Here is a 20,964-nt window from a genome sequence, read left to right on the forward strand (position 1 = left end):
ACGATCTATGGGATCTGATCGAACCGTTGCTGCCACCCTGGCCTGACAAAGCACCTGGGCCACGGTCCCGGACGAGGTCTACGCGCCGACGGAGGGCAAGTTTCTCCCCGGGTTCGCCGCGCTCCCGCCGTCCGCATTCGGGGATTCGGCCGTCGGGGCCGATGCGATCGACGGCATCCGGGCCGCGCTTGAGTCCCGGCTGGCCGAGCTGGAGAAGTCAGCCCAGCGCGGCCGCCTTGCGCAGCAGCACTGAGCGTTCGCGCTGGTTGGCGCACAGCCGGGCCGCCAGCTCCAGCTCGGCGCGCGCCTCCGGTCGCCGGCCGAGCCGGGCCAGCAGCTCACCGCGTACGGTCGGAACCAAATGCGAACCGGGGAGCCGGTCCAAGGCGATCAGCTCGTCCACGATGGCCAGGGCTTGCGCCGGGCCCGAGGCCATGGCAACGGCGACGGCCCGGTTGAGCTCGACCACCGGCGAGGGTGCGACCCGGCCGAGTGCCTCGTAGAGCACCACGATCCGGTCCCAGTCGGTCGCCTCGACCGAGGGTGCCGATGCGTGGGTGGCGGCGATCGCGGCCTGCAGGCCGTAGGGGCCGAGGCCGCGAGTCGAGGCCTTGGCCAGCGCGGCCAGCCCACGGCGGATCGCCGAGAAGTCCCACAGCCGCCGGTCCTGCTCGTCGAGCAGGACCGGCGAACCGTCGGGGCCGGTCCGGGCAGGGAAACGCGCGGCCGTCAGCTCGCACAACGCCAGCAGACCGTGCACCTCCGGCTCGTCCGGCAGCAGCGCGGCCAGCGTGCGGGCCAGCCGGATCGCCTCGTACGCGACGTCGGGGCGCAGCAGCCGGTCGCCCGACGTGGCCGTCGACCCCTCGGTGAAGATCACGTAGAGGACGCTGAGCACGCCGCCCAGCCGCTCCCGGCGCTCGGCGGCCGGCGGCAGCTCGAACGGCACCCGGGCCGCCGCGATCGTCTTCTTGGCCCGTGTGATGCGGGCCTGCACGGTCGGCACGGGTACGAGGAACGCGCGGGCGATCTCCTCGCTGGACAGGCCGCCGACCACGCGCAGGGTCAGCGCCACCCGGGCCTCGGGGGAGAGCACCGGGTGGCAGCTGACGAACATCAGCGCCAGTACGTCGTCATCGATCTTGTCGGGATCGATTTCTTCGTCAACCGCCGGGTCGACCGCCAAGTCGGCCGCCAGCAGGGCGTATCGGTCCTGGAGGGCGGCCCGGCGGCGGATCGCGTCGATCGCCCGCCGCCGGGCCGTGGCCATCAGCCAGCCGGCCGGACTGGCCGGAGAGGCGAGCGGCCACGACACCAGCGCCTCGGCCACCGCCTCCTGGGCCGCGTCCTCGGCCAGCCCGAAATCGCCGGTGAACCGGGTCAGCGCGGCGACGATCCGCGCCGACTCGATCCGCCAGACGGCCTCGACATCGGCCGTACCCATCAGATCCGGCCGTTGCTCTCGCACCCGGCCCAGTCCTTGGTGATCACGCGTCGACCTGCGGGACCTCGTCGCTCCCGGGCACCCGCCGAACCTCGATCTTGGACCCGGGGGCCGCCGGGACCCGCTTGGCCCACTCGACCGCCTCCTGCTTCGAGGCGACGTCGAGCAGGAAGAAGCCCCCGAACAGTTCCTTGGTCTCGCCGTACGGCCCGTCCGTGACCACCGGGGCCTCGCCGCTGAAGTCGACCACGACGCCCTTGCGCGGATCGTCCAGCCCTTCCGCCGCGAGGAGAACGCCGGCCTTGACCATCTCCTCGATGAACTGGCGGGTCGTGGCCATCATCTCGTCGATGTTGGCCATCATGGCCGCGTTCGACTCGTCGGTGCCCCGCATGATCAGCAGGTATTTCGACATCGCGTTCTCCTCGTCCGGCGGGGCCGCCTCTCGGCCCTCGTACCCACAGGTCGAACGAGCGGCCCGCGGATCGACACGACCCCGGAGAAATCTCTCGCCGCAACGCTGCCGATCCCTGCGACCCGCGTTTCGCCCGTCAGAGCGGCCCCTGAGCGATGGCTGACGCGGACGCCCCGCTGATCAGAGAGCTTATCGTCGCATCTTTGGAAGGCGGCGACGCTCACACGGATCTGGGGAAAAGCATTCGGGACGCGCTCAGTACACAGCCTGAATGCGTATCTACCGATCTCGGCGGCCCCGACGCGTTCCCGCTCACCGTCTGGGCCGCGTGCCCGTCGCGATGATCAGGATGCCGTGCCACCAGCGTCATGCCACCTCATCTACGGATACCGCGTCCGCCGATATCTTTCTCTAGACTAATCACCAACGATGCGACCTGCGTATTTACGCCTTACCGCGTGACCACGCAAGCAAAAGAACTTGCGCTCCCATCGACCTCCCATGCTACGGTTTCGATCAGTTAAGCCCCTCCGAAATTCACTATCCCGTCGGGCTCGGAGCGGGTACGGGTCGAATGGCATCGGTTATCTCTTTCTCGAAAAAAGATCGCATCCGGTGCCGCCTCTCATATCCGCATCCGCTCCCGGCTCGACGGTCTTCGGTGCGGCTCGGTGAGGGCACGGGTCGAAGTTCGTCGGTTACCACTTCTAATGGGGCGGTCGCAGGTTCGAGTCCTGCCCGGGGCTAACGCTCCGGTAGCTCAGCTGGCCAGAGCACCAAACGCCGGTGAACATCCCACATCCGTGTCTTCTCCGAACCACACCGATCCACTCGTCAGCCCTGTCGAGAGCACGGGTCGAATTCTGTCGGTTACCACAACGGGTAAAGGTTCGACTCCTTTCTGGCCCACTCATGGGCCAGCATGCCCAGGTCGGCTGGGCACTCGGCAGGAGCCCCACATCCGCGCCACCGGCAAGGCTGACGATCATGGGAGGAGGGTCGAAGTCCTCCCCCACATCCGCCGCCTGGCGGGTCGAACACCTTGGAGATCCTTCATGGCCCGCAACCGTGACCCTCTCGCAAGCGTTTCCGCATTCACCATCCCGCAGACCCAGCCTCTGCCCGGACGCACCGACCAGGTGAAGAACGCGGCGGGCGGCTACGTGTTCGCCAAGGATCCGTGGCGCAAGCTGGAGGACTTCCTGATCCTCGGCACCACGGGCGGCACCTACTACGTGTCGCAGGATCAGCTGACGGCCGAGAACGCCGGCGTGTTGTTCGAGGCGATCGCCGAGGACGGCCCGCGCGTCGTCGAACTGCTGACGGAGATCTCGACCGCGCGCCCGCCGCGCGCCCCGAAGCAGCGCCCGGCGCTGTTCGCGCTGGCCGCCGCTTACGCCAAGGGCGACGCGGCCACCCGCCAGGCGGCCAAGTCGGCGCTGCCGGACGTGGCGCGCACCACCGACCACCTCGCTCAGTTCTTCGGCTACTACAAGAACCTGGGCGGCAAGCCGACCGCTCGCGGCACCGCGCCGGTCGTCGGCCGGTCGCTGCGTACCGCCCTCGCCTCCTGGTTCCTGTCGGACCGCGCGGACACCGTCGCGTTCAAGGTGTGCAAGGCCCGCCAGCGGAAGACCCCGCAGGGCGAGGCTTTCGACCTGCGCGACGTGCTGCGCATCGCGCACCCGAAGGCGGACAGCCCGGAGCGGGCGCGGCTGTTCGGCTGGATCGCCGGGAACGTCTCCGATGCCGAAGCGCGTGACGTGCTGGAGTCGGTGGACCGGTTCCTGGTCGCCAAGGCCGTCACCACGCCGCACGACGCGATCCGCGTCGTGACCGAGCGGAAGGTGCCGTGGGAGTTCCTGCCCGACGCCATGCTGCGCGAGTCAAGCGTGTGGGAGGCGCTGATCGACACGGTCGGCCTGACCGCGCTCATCCGCAACCTTTCCCGCATGACCCGCATCGGCACCCTGCGTCCGATGAACGACGCGACCCGGCGCACGGTCGCCCGGCTCACCGACCAGGGGGCGCTCCTTCGGGCGCGCATTCACCCGATGGACGCCTTCCTCGCGATGCGCGTCTACGGCTCGGGCCGGTCCCAGCCGAACCCGCGCGCCGACGTGCAGACGTGGACGCCGGTCCCGGCGATCCTCGACGCGTTGGAGGAGACGTACGAGCTGTCGTTCGGCAGCGTCGAGCCTTCGGGCCGGCGACTGCTGGTCGCGGTGGACTCGTCCGGGTCGATGTCGGGTAACTGGCTCGGCAGTCGCGGCGTCGTGGTCGGCGGTTCGTCGATCGGTTCGCCGTACGAGGTCGGCTGCGCTCTGGCCGTCATGCTCGCCCGCATCGAGAAGGGGAACGTGCATGTCATCGACGTGGACACCAGTGTCCACGCTTCGAAGGTGACGCCGCGGACCAACCTCCGGGAGATCAAGAGCTGGCGGCCGTCCGGCGGCGGCACCGACCTGTCGCTGCCGTTCCGGTGGGCGCGCGACCAGCGGATGGCCGTGGACGGCTTCGTGGTGTTGACCGACAACGAGACGTGGGCCGGGCGGTCTCACCCGTCGCAGGAGCTCGACGCCTACCGGCGCACGGTGGCCCCAGATGCCCGCGTCGTCGTGGCGGCGATGACGGCGGCGGGCTACTCGATCGGCGACGCTGCCGACGCGGGTGTGCTGAACGTGGCGGGCCTGGACGCGTCGCTGCCGCTGATCGTGAACGGATTCATCCGGCCGTAGCCCCGAGCACGACGAAAAGGCCCGGCCATCTTCGCGTGGAAGATGACCGGGGCCTTTTAATTGTGTCGCACCCGATCTGTGTTCAGCACCCGTCGCGGTTGCTCCAGCTACCCACTACCGTGTACCCGGGTCCAGCGCTTCCGGGTGGGAGAGCTCCACTGCTCTTTTGACGCCCCACTCGAACGGTGATCTGACATATGCGCTGCCCGGTGGACGGGAGGCTTACCGAAACCCACTTGTCCACGCCGTTGCACTCCAAACGCGTGTGCGTCTGCACAGGCTCGTAGCTGAACTCGTCGACCCAGCCTGCCGCGCAGTACCCGTCTGTGGCGAAGTCCTTGAGCCAGAACGAGACCGTGACCCTCGCCCCGTAGTCGGTCCAGTACAATTCGCCTTCGCCAAGGCGGGCGACGTTCCGCCACACGCCATTCACGTAGCCTGCGTGAAGCGTGTACGGGATTGGATCCCGGTGCCAGGAGTCGGCGGCGCTGGATGCGGTGGCCGGGCTGCTTCCCAAGACAGGAAACGCGACGCACGCCGCTAACACGAGCCGAATGATCGAACGCATTATCATCCCCTCATCGATCGTGAACCCCCCGGTTGCTTTCTGGGATCGTCCGCGGGGAGCCACGCCCCTGTCGATGTCATTCGGTTGTGGCCGAAACACCCAGCTCAGGGCAGGTCAGGGCGGGTCAGGGCCGGGAACGCTCCAGCGCGACGGCGCTGCAAAGCTGGCCTGGGACACAAAAGAGATGCCGGCGGCCTGAACGGCGAACTTCATCAAGAAATGCTAATGAACAGCAACTTTCACACGAAATAGTGAGAGAGTTCGGCACCCCCTACTGCGGAGGGCCCGGTCATGCTCAGGATCTACTTCACGAGCGACGACATCGCACGCACCAGGATCGCCCCCGGGCCGGACCCGCTGTGGGAGCTGGTCCTGAGCCTGCAGATGCTCAGGCCACAGCGAGGCGATCTGCTGTTCACCACATGGCGCCACGAGTCATGCAAGGCGGTACGGCACGCGAGGCTCGGAGAGGTGCTGGGCCTGCTGCTGGCCTTGACCCCGAACGTGGGCTACTTCCCGGACTTTCTCAACCCCATCGAGGCAATACATGGTCTGGATCACGGTATTGAGGCGCTTCGCACAACCCCCATCCCGATGCTCAAGCGGGACGTCTGCCGCCTGGCTGCGACGCACCGGCTGCCCGAAAGCGCGCGGCGCCTGGCCGACGGCGAACCCGCCATACTCACCGACCTGACCGAGGCCATGCGTACCTGCTACGACCTGGCTGTCATGCCCTACCGACGCAGCATCGACGCCGCCCTGGGGAAAGACCGCCGGATCCGTACCTTCGCCCTGGCCAATGGCGGTGTTGAAGGGCTGCTGGCCAGCCTGCGCCCGATGATGACCTGGTCAGCCGGCGAACTTCGCATCCCCGGACACCGTCACCAGGAGCTTCACCTTCACGGCCGAGGATTACTGCTCATCCCGTCGTACTTCTGCGTCAGCGGACCACTGACGATGTTCGATCCGGACCTGCCGCCGGTGTTGATTTACCCTGTCGTGCGCGGGCCGGACGCCTTGCCGTCGCGAGCCTCGACGATGCCAGCCGCGCTCGGAGCGCTGATCGGATCGACACGGGCTGCGGTGCTGGATGTCATTGGCACGCGCGAGGGGGCGAGCACGACTACGCTGGCCCGCCACCTGGGGATCTCCATGGCCACGGCCAGCGAGCACACCACCGTCCTGCGGCAATCCGGTTTGATCTCCAGCCATCGCGACCACAACCGGACACTGCATCACCTGACCGAACTCGGTCGCGCGCTGTTGGACACCAATGGTTAGTGATCACGGGCTCCTCATGACGACAGGGCTGAACGTGCTGGCAGGCGTAGGCCGGGAGGATGGTGCCCCGCTTGCCAATCGAGCTGATGCAGAGACACGTGCCGGTGCTCCCTCCATCGATGAGCTCGTTGTTTTGATTTGGGGCCCGCGTTCTTCAGCTGCCTCCAGGACGGAGGAATTTGGTACGCGCATCGGTGGGGACCGCTGCCATCATTTCCAGGATGTCCGGCGTGATCACCGGGCTGCCACCGATGAGGATGGCGCTGATGCGGCTCTTTACCTGCTCGTCAACGGAGTCGATGGCCTCGAAAGTGCGCCGGTCGAGATCGTCCGGAAAGTTAAGACGAAAGACACCGAGCCCTTCCTTGATTTCGTATGAGTGGTCCCCGATCTTTCGATAGCCGTGCTCTATCGGATCACCCATCGGCCCGAAGGTGTCCGCTAAAACGGCCGTGACATTCGGCGGGGCAGGAAGCGGCAATCTGTTGATTCGTCTCGATGTCGCGTCCCAGCGAAGCATCTGCTCCTGCCCGGATCGCCATCGTGTCCAGCTGGCGAGCCGGCCGTTCTCGTCGATCTGAGCGGCGACTAATTCAACGACCTCCTCTCCTCTCGCCTCGATGTCCATCAATACCTTGGACCGCTGCCGGCGAATTACACCGTCTGGGTCACTGCTGAACTCGTCCAGGCGGAACTTCACGCTTGTCGTGCGAATTTGGTTATTCACATCTCGTCCGAAGTCGATCTGGGCTCCTGATCCGCTGCACAACATCACGGCCAAAGTCGATACGGCGACCAACACCATCCGCGATGAGGGCCGCGAGCTCCTGGTGCCGGGATCAGTTTTCAACACGTTATCCTGATCACATTGCTGCTCGTCCTGTCGCCTCCCGTCGTTCCGTCCCTCCACCAGATCTTGTGCTCTGTCTCGGTCTGGTAGTTGTACGTGCCTGTGCTCGCGCAGCCCCAGACGGCGCTGGAAAAGACCGATGACCGACCTCTCACCTCCGTGGGGTCATCTTTCAGGCGCTGCCAACCCCAAAATCTATGGCGGATCAGTCTCGCGTTGACGAACTGTTTCGGTTCTGCCGAGAGACATTGATTGTATCCTTCTCCTGCGATCTGCGTTCTGCCGGCGACACGTTCGGGATCCTCCGATCTGACCCAGCATCCCTCCGGCTGCCTGGCCGAATTCCGGGAGCGCGAAGGAGTGAGTCGCTTCCGGCTGGCCTGTGACTCCTGTAAGCCGGGCTCAGGAGCAGTGGGATCGGTCGCCGGCACCACAATCGCATTGGCTGGACACGATGAAACCAGGATCATTCCGAGAGCCAGGGCCGCCGATGCTCCGGGCATGGTGAGTGTGCGTAGCATTATGGATCTTTTCCGCCTGGACATGCTGCGGCCTCCCCTGGTCGAGTTACTCCCCGTTCGACTATCGAGGACGCTAGGCTTACGGCACGAGCCGGTCAAGGACTATTGATAGTTCTCGTTGGTTTGGGTTAGGCGCCGTTTTCAAGTACTTGATCGATGAGGCATTCTCATCCCGAATGCCCTGGTCATTGCGGGCCTGCAGTGCGGTGGCGGATGAGATTATGAAGCGCAGCTCGTCGTCGAACTTTCGGGCCGGTTCGGCGTGTGGGTGGTCTCCCGCTACCGGCCCAGGCCGGCCTCGTAAGCGAGCAGACCGGCCTGTGTGCGGTTGGTGCACTGCGTCTTGGCGAGAATGCGGGAGATGTGGCCTTTGACGGTGGTCTCGCTCAGGAACAGCGCGCTGGCGATCTCCGCATTGGAGTTCCCGCGGGAGAGGCAGATCAACACCTCCCTCTCCCGCTCGGTCAGCTCGTCCAGGCATGCCAGCCTGCGGTCGCGGGCCGCACGTTGCCGGGTGGTGGTGGTGAGGAGGCTCTTGGTGGCGGTACGCGACATCACGGCGCGTCCCTCGGCGGCGACACGGACCAGGCCGATCAGGTCCTGCGGAGGGGTGGACTTAAGCAGGAAGCCCGACGCGCCCGCGTGGAGCGTGCGCAGCACGTAGTGGTCAGCGTCGAACGTGGTCAGCACGACGACGTGCGGCGGCCTGGCCAGCTCGGCGATCCGGCCGATGGCGGTGATCCCGTCGGCTCCCGGCATCCGCAGATCCATCAACACGAGGTCCGGCCGATGGCGGATGACCTCTTCCAGCCCTGCCGCTCCGTCGTACGCCTCGCCGACCACCTCGATGTCACCGGCCGAGCCGAGGATGGTGCGCAAGTGTGCACACACCATCGGCTCGTCATCGAGCACGACGACGGGAGAAGGAGATCCCGATGCCGATGCCGAGGTGGTGGGGCACGTGAACAAGAGGCTGTTCAACCCTCGCGCGCGGGCGGGAGGTGGCCGGTGCTGATTCACACCGGTCGCATTTCTGGCGCGACGTACCGCACGCCGCTCGATGCGCATCGTGTCGACGGTGGCTACCTGTTCGTTCTGGTGTATGGATCGCGCTCGGACCGGGTGCAGAACGTCCTGGCAGCTGACGGTGCGCGGCTCCCGGTCGACGGGAGAGAGGTGGAACTCGCCGCCCTACGCCTGGTCGGGGAGTGTCACTTCCCACCGGCATCAAGCCGCCCAAGTAGACGCAGGAGATGGCCAAGAGCCCGTGGACGAGCCACGGATCGTCAACCCCGGCAACCTGGAGGCGTTTGTGAGCCGCCCGGAAGCGTCGTAAGCGGCCGGTTGCCCTGAAGGCGTCACAACAGGACGGGCTGTCTGGTCTTAACCGGCGACGCCCCCCAGAGAACAGAGGACCTAGTGCGGACGACTTCGTTGGCCAGCGGCCACGTCGGCCCTTCCATGCTCCGGAGGAGGCCATGACCGAGGCGGGCGCCGAAACAGCCGTCCTGATCGTCCAGGAGGCCTATCGGGTTCGCGGCGGCGTGAGCGTCGCCGGAGCGGAGGTCACCGCAAGGTGGATCGTGCTGAACCCCGACACGCTGGAGCGCTGGCACCGCCCATGACCAGCCTGCCCTCACCACAGGCGCCTCGTGCGCCGCTGAAAGGCGTACCGATGAACGACCCGAACCTGTCCACCGAGCACGACTACAACGGCTCTGTGTTCAAACCGCTCTACGTCACACGCGTCGCCGTGGGCGGCGGCAGTTCCGCCCACGGCCGGGCCACCGGCCAGGCCCGCTCCGCCGACGGCGCCCTCGCCCTGGAACTGCGGATGCCTGAGGAACTGGGCGGTGACAACCCCGGCCCGAATCCCGAACAACTCTTCGCCGCCGGATACGCCGCTTGCTTCCACGGCGCCCTCAGCCTGCTGGCCAGGCGGCACCTCCTCGACCCTGGCCAGATCACGGTGGAGGCGACCGTGACCTTCGGCCGCGACCCCGCCGACGGCGGCTACGAGCTACGCGCCGACCTCGCCGTCACCTGGCCCGGAGTCGAACCCGCATCGGCCGCCCCGCTGCTCGCGCATGCCGCCGCGCTGTGCCCGTACGCGAAGATGACCCGCCAGGGCATCCCGGCCAGGATCACCCTGGCCCGCTCCTAGCCGCCTCAGTGAGGAGGAATCCCGGTCATGACGCGACCGGGAGAGCCCGGTTGCGAGGCGGGTCGCGGGCTCCCGCGTTGACCACGATCACCAGCAGAAATCGCGGCCGTCCGTCCAGTCGTCGGTGGCCGCGGTCAGGGCGGCCCGCCACCAACAGGACGTTGATCAGTGTGTCGCGTGGCTGTCAGTCCACACGACGCCACAGCGGAACGGGCGCCTTGCTCGGCAGCAGGTTCGGGCCGTTTCGCGGCGGCCTCCGCCGACGATAGCCCGGGGCGTGTCGCTTGCCAGGACCTCGGGCCCGCTCATCGCTTGCCGCCGGCTCTGATGCAGCCCTTTCATCTTCGCTGGTGATGACCCCAGTCCGGGGCCGAAGGTTCCGACCATCGGCCCAACGGCTACATCGCCTGGCATCAAAAATTGGTCCTTCTGCGTTTTGTGCGGGCATCAGCGCCGGTCGGGCGAGGTGACTGTTCGCCCGGCCTCCCCGCCCGACGCTCGCAGCCGGTGGTCACTCCCTCGCGCGACCCTGGCCGATTTGGCCGGTCAAGTCCGGGATGTCCTCGATGACATGCCCCGCTTCCTCGTTGCTCCGTTCCTGCGACGTCGACGCCTGACCTGGGGCCACCCCTGCGGAAGTGACCGCGCCGATGCCCGGCGACGGCCTGCTGCCCCGAGCCCAGTACCGCTGCACCCGCGCGATCACCATCGACGCGCCGCCGGAGCAGGTGTGGCCATGGCTGGTCCAGGTCGGGTACGGGCGTGCCGGCTGGTACGCCGACGACCTTCTGGACAACTTCGCTCGCCCCAGCATCCGGGAGATCGTCCCGGAGCTTCAGGATCTCCGAATCGGTCAGTGGCTGCCGTGGGGCCCGAATTCCTCCGAGCGCACAGCGTTCGTCGTCGACGGCTTCGCTCAGCCGTCCTGGCTCCTGTGGCGCTCACCGACCCGCACCTGGGCCTGGCGCCTGATGCCGCTGAACGGCGGGCAGACCCGGTTGATCACTCGAATGCACACCGTGAATGGACGGGGATCCGAGAGCGAGCCGAAGCCCAGCACTGACGGGAGGCGTCGGGGCCCCAGCTCGCTCAGCTCTCATGGGCTCCGTGGGGAATCCGCCGACGATGTGACCGGTCAGCGGTCCGACGCTGGCAGCTCGCGGCACATCTCACCCTCGAGTCGCAGTCGTCGGACCTGTAGCGGGCAACGTCAGCAGCGAGAAGCTCTTCCAATTCGGCGACGTCGCCGGCCTGCGCCGCAGCCAGGAACGTCCGCAGGAGGCGCCGATGCGCGGCGGCGTTCACCGGCTGGCGTTGCCCGGTGGCGATGCGTTCTTGGGCGCGCCACACGAGTTGCCGCGTCTGGTCTTCCCCCAGGTGAAGAACCTCGGAGATGCGCCGGTAGGGGTACTCGAAGGCTTTGCGCAGGAGATATGCCGCCCATTCGGTGGGCGTCAGCTTCTCCAACAGCAGCCGGACCGCCGCATCGACCGCCTCATGTCGTTCTGCGGCTGTCTCAGGGCTGACGCTGTGATCCACCGTCTCGGGAAGCCATGGGCCCCCGGACGTCTCGCGACGCCTCCGGGCGGACTGGGTGACATTGATGGCGAGCCTGGTGGTGGTCAGCGCAAGAAACGCGGGCGGACTGATGACGACCGAGCGGTCGGCGCGTTCCCACCGGAGCCACGCCTCCTGCACCACGTCCTCGGCCTCGCCCACGTCTTCGAGGATGCGGAGCGCGATCGCGAAGAGCCGCGGCCGTGTGGTGACGAACACCGAAGCGGCCACGTCCAACTCGCTGATCAATCGGTCATCGTGTGCGGAGATTGTCGGACTGGTCTGCGCGGCGTCGTCTCTGTGCGACTCCAAGAGGTTCATGGTCACGGTCTCGGCTCCGTTCGCACACGGCATCCTGCGATGCCACTGCGACAACGGTCGCTTTGCGGACCTCTCCATCGCGCCCCGGGGAGACCGTGGTCGATACCCTGATCCGCGGTCGCCGCCACCTAGGGGTGCGCCCACGTGGTGCGGAAACGGCGCTGCCGGGAGGCCAGCCCCGCCGCCGCGACGCCGCGTACGTGAGGTGATCACCAACGCGGCCACTCCCACCCACCCCGGCCACCGACCTTTAGCTCAGCAGCGCGGTGCCTAGCCCGCGCTCTTCCGGCCGGTACCGACGTCCGACGGGCGAAGCTGCCTGCGTGACGTGATGCCCAGCTTGGCGAAGACCTTGCGCAGGTGCCACTCGACGGTATGCGGACTGAGGAACAGCTGTGCGCCGATCGCGGCGTTGGTCAGCCCACTGGCGGCGAGCCCGGCGATGTGCGCCTCCTGCGGGGTCAGGGTGTCGCTCGCGCGGGCGGCGCGCTTGGCGAGCGACTCGCCGACGGCGGCGAGCTCGTAGCGGGCGCGGTCCGCGAACGCGTTGGCGCCGGCCGCGGTGAACATGTCGTAGGCGGCGCGGAGCGAGCGGCGGGCCTCCTGGCGCCGGTCTTCCCGCCGCAGCCACTCGCCGTACAGCAGGTGGCCGCGGGCCAGTTCCATCCGGATCCGGGTCCGGCCGAGGTGGTCGATCGCCTGCTGGTACAGGGCCTCCGCCGTACGGCCGGTCGCCAGCAGGGCCCCGGCTCGGGCCAGCACACCGAGCGCCCACTCGGTCCCGCTGGCTCGGGCCGTCGCGGCGAGGCGCTCGTAAGCGGAGGCCGCAAGCTCAGGCTCGCCGCTGCGAACGGCTGATTCGATCAGCTCCGACAGTGCCCAGTAGACGACGGCGGATTCCACCGGATGCTCGGTCGCGGCGCGGGCCGCCGGGACGGCGTCCTGGTAACGGGCGAGTCCGTTCAGCAGCAGCGCCTGCGCCCAGTGGGTGACCATGACTCCGCTGTCTTCGCCGCGGGCCACCACATCGGCCAGGCCCGCCTCGATGAGCGGGGCGGCGGCAGCCTCGTCGCCATGCCAGGCTGCCAGCGCCAACGCACCGTACGGCGCCAGCGCGACCCCGGTCGCCTCCCCGATCGCCTGGATCTCCGCGACCAGCGAGACGGCCGCCGCGCGGTCACCGGAGAAGAGGCGCATGACCACGAGCGAGTTGAGGGTGAAGGGAAGAGTGCTGAGATCGCCGACGTCACGGGCGACACGTACGTGCCGCTCGGTCAGGATCGCCCAGCTCTCGTCGTCCCACATGTCGGCGGCGGTGACCCCCGCCAGCCACAACCAGGGCTGGTCCTTCGCGCCGGACGTGTCCTCGGTGCGGAACGCCCGCAGAGCCTTCTTCGCCAGCGGTACGGCGGCCGGGTATCCGTCGGTGAACAGCGTGGTGAGGCTGTCCAGCAGGAGATCGCCGGGCCGGTGCCGCGTCGGTTTCGGCGCCGCTTGCACCGCCCGCGCCACCGCCAGTACACCGGAACCATCGGCGAACCCCCCGGCGAGCAGGGCCGCCCCCATCGCGTCGCGGTAGGTGTCCCGGGCGAGCTCACTGTCCAGCGGCTCGAGCCGACGGCCTGCTTCGAGGAGCAGACGCGGCGCGGCCATGTCCTGACCGGAGGCGAAGGCGATCTGTGCCCGCATCAGATTCACCAGTGCCCGGTGGAACTCGTCGGCCGGACCCTCGTCTGCCGTGAGCAGCAGCGCCAGCGCGACGTCGAAGGCGCCGCAACGCAGGGCGGCCTCGGCGGCGGACAAGGCGCGGATCGCGCGCGTCGCCGCGTCGGGGGTCAGCTCGGTCGCGCGCCGCAGGAACTCGGCCACGGCCGCGACACCACCGCGACGCTGGGCCCGGTCGGCAGAGCTGACCAGTTCGGCGGCGACCTCTTCGTCGGCATCGGCGGCCGCGTGTGCACGGTGCCAGGCGCGCCGGTCGGGGTCGACAGCCGGGTCGATCGCCTCGGCGAGGGCTCGATGCACGGTGCGGCGGTCGGCAGGCGTCGCCGCCCGGTAGATCGCCGTCCGCACCAGCGGATGCCGGAACCGCACCCGGGAACCCAGCTCGATCAGCCCGGCTGCCTCCGCCGACGCCCCCGCGCTCATCGGGAGGTCCAGCAGCTGAGTCGCGCGGAGCAACAACGTCATGTCGCCGAGCGGCTCGGCCGCCGCCGTCAGCAGCATCTTCTGCGTCGGCGCCGGCAGCGACCGCACCCGCCGGGCGAAGCTGTGCTCGATCTGGCTCGCCAACGGCTGAACGTCCGGCCGCCCGAACCCACCGGCCAACTCCGCCGCCGTCAATCCCCGCGGCAACTCCAGCAGGGCCAGCGGATTGCCCCGCGTCTCCGCCACGATCCGATCCCGTACCCGTTCGTCGAGCCGCCCGGGAACGGCCGAGTCCAGCAGTGCGCGGGCGTCGTCTTCGGGCAAGCCGCCCACTGTCAACTCCGGCAAGCCTCGCCACTCAGGTCCGGCCGCCGGCTCCCGGACCGAGAACACCACACCGATTCGCTCGGCGAACAGACGTCGCGAGACGAACGTCAATGTCTGCACCGAAGCCTGGTCCAGCCACTGTCCATCGTCGATGACGCAGAGGAGCGGCCTGTCCTCCGACACCACCGCCAGCAGACTCAAGACGGCCACTCCGAGCAGAAACCTGTCCGGCGGGCTTCCGACGCTGTAGCCGAACGCGATGGCCAACGCATCGCTCTGCGGACCCGGTATGCGATCGCGAAGATCAAGCATCGGCGCGCACAACTGATGCAAACCTGCGAAGGGCACCTCCATTTCCGATTCGACACCTGCCGCACGCGCAACCCTGTATTCGGTCGAACGCCCCACGAGGTAATCGAGCAAGGCCGATTTCCCGACGCCTGCCTCACCACGGATCAGCAAGGCTCGCCCTGGACCGGAGCGTACGTCAGCGAGCAGCCGGTCCAGCACCGCGCACTCCACACGCCGATCGCGGAGCTTATGCGCCCCCGCACCGCTTGTCATGGCCCCACCACCCTGAGACGAGGTTAGAGCCATTGACCCTTTCGCGCGATAGGTGTCGTCTGGAACCCACGGCCGGCACGCCGTACCACTGCGAGCGGCTTCGTCGACGGTCAGGTCGTCAGGGCCGTACCGGATGAAACGGCGTGCGGCGTCCCCGCTGAGTCGGTCGATGCCGTGATGGTGGTTCCGGCCGTGGCGGCCAGCACCGCGGACGCATCCCGCAGTGCCCCGATCGCCGCCGCCCGTCCGGTCGCGGTGACGAACCGGATGCAGGCGTCGATCTTCGGTGCCATCGATCCGGCTGGGAAGCGCATGGCGCGTAGCTCGCCGACGTCCACCGTGGAGAGCGATTGCTCCTGAGGGGTGCCGAAGTCACGCCGGACGGCGTCGACGTCGGTGAGCACTACGAGACGGTCGGCTCCCAATTCGATCGCCAGCAGCGCCGCCGTGAGGTCCTTGTCGACGACGGCCTGCGCACCCTCGAATCGCCCGCCGTCCCGGGCGAGGACAGGCACCCCGCCCCCGCCGCCGCAGATCACGGTCGTGCCGCCGGCGACCAGTTGCCGGATGGTGGGAAGTTCGACGATCCGGCGGGGTGACGGGGACGCGACGACCCGACGCCAGGCCCGGCCATCCCGGGCAACCGTCCACCCATGCTCCAGCGCGAACCTGCGGGCTACCGGCTCTGGGTAGCCTTGACCGACGAACTTCGTCGGGGTGCGGAACGCCGGATCATCCGCGTCGATCTCGGTCTGCGTGACGATCGTGACAACTGGTCGGCCCATGCCCGCGTTGCCGAGTTCCTGCGACAGCCAGTATCCGATCATGCCCTGCGTCTGGGCACCGAGCGTGTCGAGGGGGAACGGGTGGGCCAGGGCAGGGTCGTTCTCGCTCTCGACGGCCAGCATCCCGATCTGTGGCCCGTTGCCGTGGCAGAGCACGAGCGTGTGCTCAGCGGCGAGCGGCGCCAGCGCACGGGCGGCGGACCGCACGTGCTGCCGTTGCACCGCCGCATCGGGGCGTTCGCCTCGCTCGAGCAGGGCGTTCCCGCCCAACGCGACGACAAGCAGCATGTCACTCTCCCAGCGCCGCGACGAGCAGAGCCTTGATGGTGTGCAGCCGGTTCTCCGCCTGTTGGAAGACCACGGAGGCGGCGGAGGTGAACACCTCGTCAGTGACCTCGGCCCCGACGAGTCCGTAGCGCTGGTGGATCCGCAGGCCGAGCTCGGTGGTGGTGTCGTGCACGGCCGGGAGGCAATGGAGGAACCGCGTGTCGGGACGGCCCGTGGCGGCCATCACCTCCGCCGTGACCCGGTAGGGCGTGAGCAGCGGAACGCGCCGGTCCCACTCGGCTTCGGCCTCGCCCATGCTGACCCACACGTCGGTGTAGACGAAGGCGGCGCCGTCGAGCGCCGTCGCCAGGTCCTCGGTGACGGTCACCCGGGCGCCGCTGGCCGGCGCCATGCGCTCGGCCTCCTTCACCAGTGGTTCGGGAGGGCGCAGCTCGTCGGGTGCGGCGATCCGTACGTCCATGCCGAGCATGGCCCCGGTGACGAGCAGCGACCGGGCGACGTTGCCGCGCCCGTCGCCGACGAAGCAGTAGCTGATCGTCTCGATCCCGCCGGGCTGGTGTTCGCGCATGGTGAGGACGTCGGCGAGCATCTGGGTCGGGTGCCACTCGTCGGTGAGCCCGTTCCAGACCGGCACACCGGCGTGCCGGGCCAGCTCCTCGACGGTCTCCTGGGCGAACCCACGGAACTCGATCCCGTCGAACAGCGCACCCAGCACCCGCGCGGTGTCGGCGACGCTTTCCTCCCGCCCGAGGTGTGACCCGGACGGTCCGAGGTAGGTGACGTGGGCGCCCTGGTCGTACGCGGCCACCTCGAACGCGCATCGGGTGCGGGTGGAGTCCTTCTGGAATACCAGGGCGATGTTGCGGCCGGTCAATGCGGGTCGTTCACGTCCGGCCCTCTTGGCTTCCTTGAGCCCCGCGGCGCGGTCGAGCATCTCGAGGAAACCCTCGCGGCCGAGGTCGGTCACGGTGAGCAACGAGCGGGATGCCGCTGAGCGGGTCATGGCGATTCCTTCGAGGAGAAGGGTACGGGGTCGCGCAGGATGGGGCAGGTCATGCACCGTGCGCCGCCGCGTCCGCGGCCGAGTTCGCCACCGGCCAGAGGAATGACCTCGAGGCCGTGGTCGCGCAGCATGGCGTTGGTCGCGGTGTTGCGCTCGTATCCGAGTACCACTCCGGGAGAGATCGCCAGGAAGTTGTCGGCGTCGTTCCACTGCTCCCGCTCGGCCTCGCGTCGGTCCCCCACAGCGGTGAGGACGCGGACGTCGTCGTCCTCGATCGCCTCGCGCAGTCCGGCGGTCAGCCCTATCAGGTGCTGGACGTTCACGCCCTTCCCGACAGGGGCGGGGGTGAGCAGCCAGACCCGGGCCGCGGCCTGGTCGAAGTAGGGGTAGGCCACGAAGGTGGCGACGTCGACCATCGTGAGCACGGTGTCCAGGTGCATCGTCGAGCGGGCTTTGGGCAGCTCGACGGCCAGGACGCGGCGGGCGTGGCCATCCGAGAAGAGCCGCCGGGCAAGCATCTCCATGCCCATCGGCGTGGTGCGCTCGCCCATTCCGACCATGACGACGCCCCGGGCGATGACGTGGATGTCGCCGCCCTCCAGCGTGGCCGGGGCGTGAGCGAGGTCGTCGTCGCCGTAGACGGTCACGAAGTCGGCGTCGGTGAACAGCGGATGGTGCCGGTAGACGGTGCGGGTGTTGATCGACTCGCGGCTCCGAGCCGACTTGGCCATGGGGTTGACCGCGACGCTCCGTCCGATCCACGCCGAGTTGTCGCGTTGGAACAGCGTGTTGGGCAGCGGGGTGAGCACGAAGTCGTCGGTGCCGAGGCTTTGCCACGCCACGCTGGCCCTGCCGGGCACGTCGATGTCCGACTTCAGGACCCCGCCGATCAGGTAGTCGGCCAGCGAGACCGGGTCGGTGTCCAACAACAGCGCCCGCAACTCTGCAGCCAGAGCCGGCCCGAACTGCTGGTCGGTGCACACGCGATTCACGGCGAAGTGCCGACCGGCGTCCGTCGCGAGCGCCTGTGCCAGCAGATCGGCGAACAGGTGCACCCGTACGCCGTGGCCTCTCATCACCTCGACGAACTCGTCGTGTTCGCGGCGGGCGCGGTCTGCCCAGAGCACGTCGTCGAACAGCAGGTCGGCGGCGTTGTCCGGGGTCAGCCGGTCCAGTTCGGGTCCGGGCCGGTGCACGATGACCTCGCGCAGCCGGCCGATCTCGGAATGGATGCCGACCTTCAACGCGATGTCCTGGTCCGTGGTCATCGCGTCACCGCCGGGGTCTCGCCGTACATGCCGCGGCGGGCCTTGACCCACACGTACACCGGCACACCGAGCAGCAGGCAGAACGTCCCGTAGTAGACGGCCGCGTAGCCGCTCCCGGCGAGGGCCCAGAAGCCGAACGCCAGCGCGAGCGCCGAGACGACGACGTCGCGCGCCAGATGCCTGACCCGTAGCCGCCTGCCGTCGGTGCGCAGCCAATACAGCTGTGCCGCTGCGGACAGCAGGTACGGGACGACCGAGGTGAGCACCGACAAGAGCACGACGGTGATGAACACTTGCTCGAAGCTGGTGTAGCTGACGACGGTGAGTCCCGCAGCCAACAGGGTCGAGATGACGATCCCGAACGCGGGAACGCCGGCACGGTTCTGCCTGGCGAAGGCGGTCGGGAACAACCCGTCCTGCGCCGCTGCCCGCGGCATCTCGGCCACGATCAGGGTCCAGCCGACCAGCGCCCCGAAGCCGGACACGACGGCTGCCGCGGCGACCGTGGCCCCCGCCCACTGACCACCGAAGATGGCGTTGGCCGCGTCGGTGAAGGGCGCGGTGGAGCTGACGAGGTCGTCGTGCGCCACGGTGCCGAAAACGGTGACGGTGCCGAGGATGTAGACCGCGGCGCAGGCCAGGGTGCCCAGCACGGTGGCTCGGCCGACGTTCCGCTTCGGGTCCCGGACCCGGGCCGCGGCGACCGATGCGGTCTCGATGCCCAGGTAACTGAACAGGGCGATGGCGCCTGCGGCGCTGATCGCGCCGAGCCAGGAGGTCCCACTGGCATTGAATGCGCCGAAGTTCGCCGTGTTGATGAACAGCAGGCCGATGGTGGCCATGAACAACAGCGGGATGAACTTGAGAACAGTCGTGACGACCTGGAACGCGGCGAAGCTGCGCAAGCCCATCAGGTTGACCAGCGCCGGCAGGAGCAGCCCGACCAGCGCGATGACGATCGACCACCCGATCTCGTGCCCGGTGTTCCAGAACACCTCGACATAGCCGACCCACGCCACGACGATCGCGGCGTTCCCGGCCCACGCGGTGATCCAGTAGCTCCAGGCGATGAGGAATCCGGCGAACTCGCCGAACGCGTCGCGGGCGTAGACGTAGGGGCCACCCGCGCCGGGCAGGCGCACCGCGAGATCGCGGAATGTCAGCGCCAGCGCGATCGCACCGATCGTGACGAGCCCGAACGCCACCAGCGAGATCGGACCGAACACCGCCAAAGCGGAGGGCAGAGCGAACACTCCGGTCCCGATGACCGAGCCGACCACCAGCGCCGACGCCGTACCGAGCCCGAAGCGGCGCTCACCCGGCTCACGCCCGGTCGGCGGCCCGGCCGAGACTGAAGGACGGGTGGCGTCCGGAGGCGGCGAGCCGCTGCCCGCCTGTCGCGGCGCTCCGATGTCATGGCTCATCACGAGCTCCTCATGGGAATGCCGGCGCCTGAGGCCGGTCTCCGGTGACAAGCAGCCCTCATGATCCACCTCTCTCACCACTGATCGGATTGGTTCGCCCACTTGGACCGGGCGGCCATCCGATTCGTGACACCGCACGCCCCAGGCGTGTCTGGCGAAGCAGTGACTCGGAACGGTGACAACGCTCATCTGGCGCTCATGGCCGTTGGTGCTCGTGCAGGGGCGACAAGCCGTACCCGCCCGTGCACCGTGACCTCGCCAGGTTGCTCGCGTTCATGCAGGTGCGTCAGCAGAGCGCGAACGAGTGCAGTCAACGAGACCTTGGTCATGACTGCGGCGCGCGACGGATCACGTCCCCACCGGGCTCGGAGAACGCCTCACCGGCCCGGACAACCCGCACGGGGTCGCCTTCGAGCTCGAAGTTTGATGGCCCCCTTGACCACGAACCCGTACGCGGGCCCGGAGTGCCGGTGAGGCGGCGCGCCGGGGCTGTTCGGTGGCAACGTGACCAGGAGCGTCATCGCCTCGGCTCCCTCCCGCGCAGGCGGCGCCCCCGGCACGGTGGCGACCACGTCGATCTTCGGCGGCGGCCCGCTCTTGTCGGGGCCCGAACGTTGCGCCTGCCGGAAAACCTCATCAAACAGCATCAGAGGGCCAATGCGGCCATGAAGGCCATGCTGGCCGCCATTCCGGCCGAGCACACATCCTGGCTGAGCACTCTTCGGTCGGCGCTCGGCTCGGGCAGAACACGGATGAGCCGAGCGCAGGTCCAGCCCAGCCCGATGACCAGGGCCACCGTGGCGAGCGAACCGCTCCCATGCAGGTGCCCGGACGAAGCGCCGGCCAGAGGCGGCCCGCTGAACGCCGTCAGCACCAAAAGCAGGGACATGACCACGAAGTCCTGGATGTGATGCCCGATCTCGGCGCGACGGGAGGAGGAGCCGCAGAGCCAGCCGGCGGTCAGCAGCACGAGCACCGCGATGGAGAGGAACAAGCCCCCCAGATGCCCGGCCGCCATGCCGAGCGCCATGACGACGTGCGGCCACCTTCTGGTGGGACGGGCGGAGGGCAGCAGGGCCGGGGCGAGGGCCAGGACGCAGCCGACCGATGCTCCCGCCGTGTGGAGGAAAGCCTGCATCAGGCGATCTCAACTTTCACCTGAGCCGCTCAAGCGGGCATCCATGATGCACTCCTTGCCGATGGTGGTGGTACCACCCTCTGACAGGACAGCTCGGCAAGCTGTGACAGGGACATGCGTCTCCCTTCTGGCACCGCGTGTCACATATCGCCGCGCCATC

At 68.3% G+C, this 20,964-nt stretch carries 16 protein-coding genes; 4 read left to right on the forward strand and 12 right to left on the reverse strand.

Annotation, left to right across the window (positions count from 1 at the left end; translation table 11 throughout):
- Window positions 1-217 precede the first annotated feature (217 nt).
- Window positions 218-1,444 carry an RNA polymerase sigma factor gene (locus ACTWQA_RS25960; RefSeq protein WP_443161766.1) on the reverse strand — a complete coding sequence of 409 codons (1,227 nt, stop codon included), beginning with the start codon at window positions 1,442-1,444 and terminating at the stop codon, window positions 218-220.
- A 43-nt stretch (window positions 1,445-1,487) separates the two neighbouring features.
- A complete protein-coding gene (locus ACTWQA_RS25965; protein ID WP_443161691.1) occupies window positions 1,488-1,859 on the reverse strand; it encodes a YciI family protein in 372 nt (123 codons plus the stop codon).
- A gap of 1,055 nt (window positions 1,860-2,914) precedes the next feature.
- Here ACTWQA_RS25965 and ACTWQA_RS25970 point away from each other — a divergent pair.
- On the forward strand, window positions 2,915-4,597 hold the full coding sequence (locus ACTWQA_RS25970; RefSeq protein WP_443161692.1) for a TROVE domain-containing protein: 1,683 nt from the start codon (window positions 2,915-2,917) through the stop codon (window positions 4,595-4,597).
- Window positions 4,598-5,456: 859 nt separating this feature from the next.
- On the forward strand, window positions 5,457-6,446 hold the full coding sequence (locus ACTWQA_RS25975; RefSeq protein ID WP_443161693.1) for an ArsR/SmtB family transcription factor: 990 nt from the start codon (window positions 5,457-5,459) through the stop codon (window positions 6,444-6,446).
- A 154-nt stretch (window positions 6,447-6,600) separates the two neighbouring features.
- Here ACTWQA_RS25975 and ACTWQA_RS25980 read toward each other — a convergent pair whose 3' ends face one another.
- Window positions 6,601-7,251 carry a hypothetical protein gene (locus tag ACTWQA_RS25980; protein WP_443161694.1) on the reverse strand — a complete coding sequence of 217 codons (651 nt, stop codon included), beginning with the start codon at window positions 7,249-7,251 and terminating at the stop codon, window positions 6,601-6,603.
- 845 nt (window positions 7,252-8,096) lie between these two features.
- The gene (locus ACTWQA_RS25985) at window positions 8,097-8,729 is read right to left on the reverse strand and encodes a response regulator (protein WP_443161695.1); all 633 of its coding nucleotides are present in this window, start codon (window positions 8,727-8,729) and stop codon (window positions 8,097-8,099) included.
- A 566-nt stretch (window positions 8,730-9,295) separates the two neighbouring features.
- Between ACTWQA_RS25985 and ACTWQA_RS25990 the strand changes: the two genes are divergently transcribed.
- Both ACTWQA_RS25990 and ACTWQA_RS25995 read left to right on the forward strand, forming a co-directional pair.
- On the forward strand, window positions 9,296-9,442 hold the full coding sequence (locus ACTWQA_RS25990; RefSeq protein WP_443161696.1) for a hypothetical protein: 147 nt from the start codon (window positions 9,296-9,298) through the stop codon (window positions 9,440-9,442).
- 50 nt (window positions 9,443-9,492) lie between these two features.
- Window positions 9,493-9,981: an Ohr family peroxiredoxin gene (locus tag ACTWQA_RS25995; protein WP_443161697.1), complete on the forward strand. Its 489-nt coding sequence runs from the start codon at window positions 9,493-9,495 to the stop codon at window positions 9,979-9,981.
- 511 nt (window positions 9,982-10,492) lie between these two features.
- Here ACTWQA_RS25995 and ACTWQA_RS26000 read toward each other — a convergent pair.
- From ACTWQA_RS26000 to ACTWQA_RS26035, 8 genes are all read right to left on the reverse strand, one after another.
- The gene (locus ACTWQA_RS26000) at window positions 10,493-10,795 is read right to left on the reverse strand and encodes a hypothetical protein (protein WP_443161698.1); all 303 of its coding nucleotides are present in this window, start codon (window positions 10,793-10,795) and stop codon (window positions 10,493-10,495) included.
- Between the two features lie 275 nt (window positions 10,796-11,070).
- On the reverse strand, window positions 11,071-11,769 hold the full coding sequence (locus ACTWQA_RS26005) for a sigma factor (protein WP_443161699.1): 699 nt from the start codon (window positions 11,767-11,769) through the stop codon (window positions 11,071-11,073).
- A gap of 360 nt (window positions 11,770-12,129) precedes the next feature.
- Window positions 12,130-14,931, reverse strand: coding sequence for an ATP-binding protein (locus ACTWQA_RS26010; protein ID WP_443161700.1), 2,802 nt, complete (start codon window positions 14,929-14,931; stop codon window positions 12,130-12,132).
- A gap of 77 nt (window positions 14,932-15,008) precedes the next feature.
- Window positions 15,009-15,971: a carbamate kinase gene (locus ACTWQA_RS26015; RefSeq protein ID WP_443161701.1), complete on the reverse strand. Its 963-nt coding sequence runs from the start codon at window positions 15,969-15,971 to the stop codon at window positions 15,009-15,011.
- Window position 15,972: 1 nt separating this feature from the next.
- Window positions 15,973-16,974 (reverse strand): ornithine carbamoyltransferase, encoded by a 1,002-nt coding sequence (gene argF / locus ACTWQA_RS26020; RefSeq protein ID WP_443161702.1) that lies wholly within the window; start codon window positions 16,972-16,974, stop codon window positions 15,973-15,975.
- On the reverse strand, window positions 16,971-18,242 hold the full coding sequence (locus ACTWQA_RS26025; protein WP_443161703.1) for an arginine deiminase: 1,272 nt from the start codon (window positions 18,240-18,242) through the stop codon (window positions 16,971-16,973). Before ACTWQA_RS26025 ends, argF begins: the two co-directional genes overlap by 4 nt.
- Entirely contained in the window at window positions 18,239-19,666 is a 1,428-nt protein-coding gene (locus ACTWQA_RS26030; protein ID WP_443161704.1) for an amino acid permease, read from the reverse strand. Before ACTWQA_RS26030 ends, ACTWQA_RS26025 begins: the two co-directional genes overlap by 4 nt.
- A 646-nt stretch (window positions 19,667-20,312) precedes the next feature.
- Entirely contained in the window at window positions 20,313-20,804 is a 492-nt protein-coding gene (locus ACTWQA_RS26035; RefSeq protein ID WP_443161705.1) for a hypothetical protein, read from the reverse strand.
- Window positions 20,805-20,964: the final 160 nt, after the last annotated feature.

The organism is Nonomuraea sp. 10N515B (assembly GCF_052245915.1).
Classification (GTDB): Bacteria; Actinomycetota; Actinomycetes; order Streptosporangiales; family Streptosporangiaceae; genus Nonomuraea.

What these genes read in the sequence shown, in the direction of transcription:
- ACTWQA_RS25975 (WP_443161693.1), top strand. Translation starts at nt 5,457, where the DNA reads ATGCTCAGGATCTACTTCACGAGCGACGACATCGCACGCACCAGGATC.
- ACTWQA_RS25995 (WP_443161697.1), top strand. Translation starts at nt 9,493, where the DNA reads ATGAACGACCCGAACCTGTCCACCGAGCACGACTACAACGGCTCTGTG.
- ACTWQA_RS26010 (WP_443161700.1), bottom strand. Translation starts at nt 14,931, where the DNA reads ATGGCTCTAACCTCGTCTCAGGGTGGTGGGGCCATGACAAGCGGTGCG.
- ACTWQA_RS26035 (WP_443161705.1), bottom strand. Translation starts at nt 20,804, where the DNA reads ATGCAGGCTTTCCTCCACACGGCGGGAGCATCGGTCGGCTGCGTCCTG.
- argF (WP_443161702.1), bottom strand. Translation starts at nt 16,974, where the DNA reads ATGACCCGCTCAGCGGCATCCCGCTCGTTGCTCACCGTGACCGACCTC.
- ACTWQA_RS25970 (WP_443161692.1), top strand. Translation starts at nt 2,915, where the DNA reads ATGGCCCGCAACCGTGACCCTCTCGCAAGCGTTTCCGCATTCACCATC.
- ACTWQA_RS26025 (WP_443161703.1), bottom strand. Translation starts at nt 18,242, where the DNA reads ATGACCACGGACCAGGACATCGCGTTGAAGGTCGGCATCCATTCCGAG.
- ACTWQA_RS25960 (WP_443161766.1), bottom strand. Translation starts at nt 1,444, where the DNA reads ATGGGTACGGCCGATGTCGAGGCCGTCTGGCGGATCGAGTCGGCGCGG.
- ACTWQA_RS25990 (WP_443161696.1), top strand. Translation starts at nt 9,296, where the DNA reads ATGACCGAGGCGGGCGCCGAAACAGCCGTCCTGATCGTCCAGGAGGCC.
- ACTWQA_RS26000 (WP_443161698.1), bottom strand. Translation starts at nt 10,795, where the DNA reads ATGCTGGGGCGAGCGAAGTTGTCCAGAAGGTCGTCGGCGTACCAGCCG.
- ACTWQA_RS25980 (WP_443161694.1), bottom strand. Translation starts at nt 7,251, where the DNA reads ATGGTGTTGGTCGCCGTATCGACTTTGGCCGTGATGTTGTGCAGCGGA.
- ACTWQA_RS26030 (WP_443161704.1), bottom strand. Translation starts at nt 19,666, where the DNA reads ATGAGCCATGACATCGGAGCGCCGCGACAGGCGGGCAGCGGCTCGCCG.
- ACTWQA_RS25965 (WP_443161691.1), bottom strand. Translation starts at nt 1,859, where the DNA reads ATGTCGAAATACCTGCTGATCATGCGGGGCACCGACGAGTCGAACGCG.
- ACTWQA_RS26015 (WP_443161701.1), bottom strand. Translation starts at nt 15,971, where the DNA reads ATGCTGCTTGTCGTCGCGTTGGGCGGGAACGCCCTGCTCGAGCGAGGC.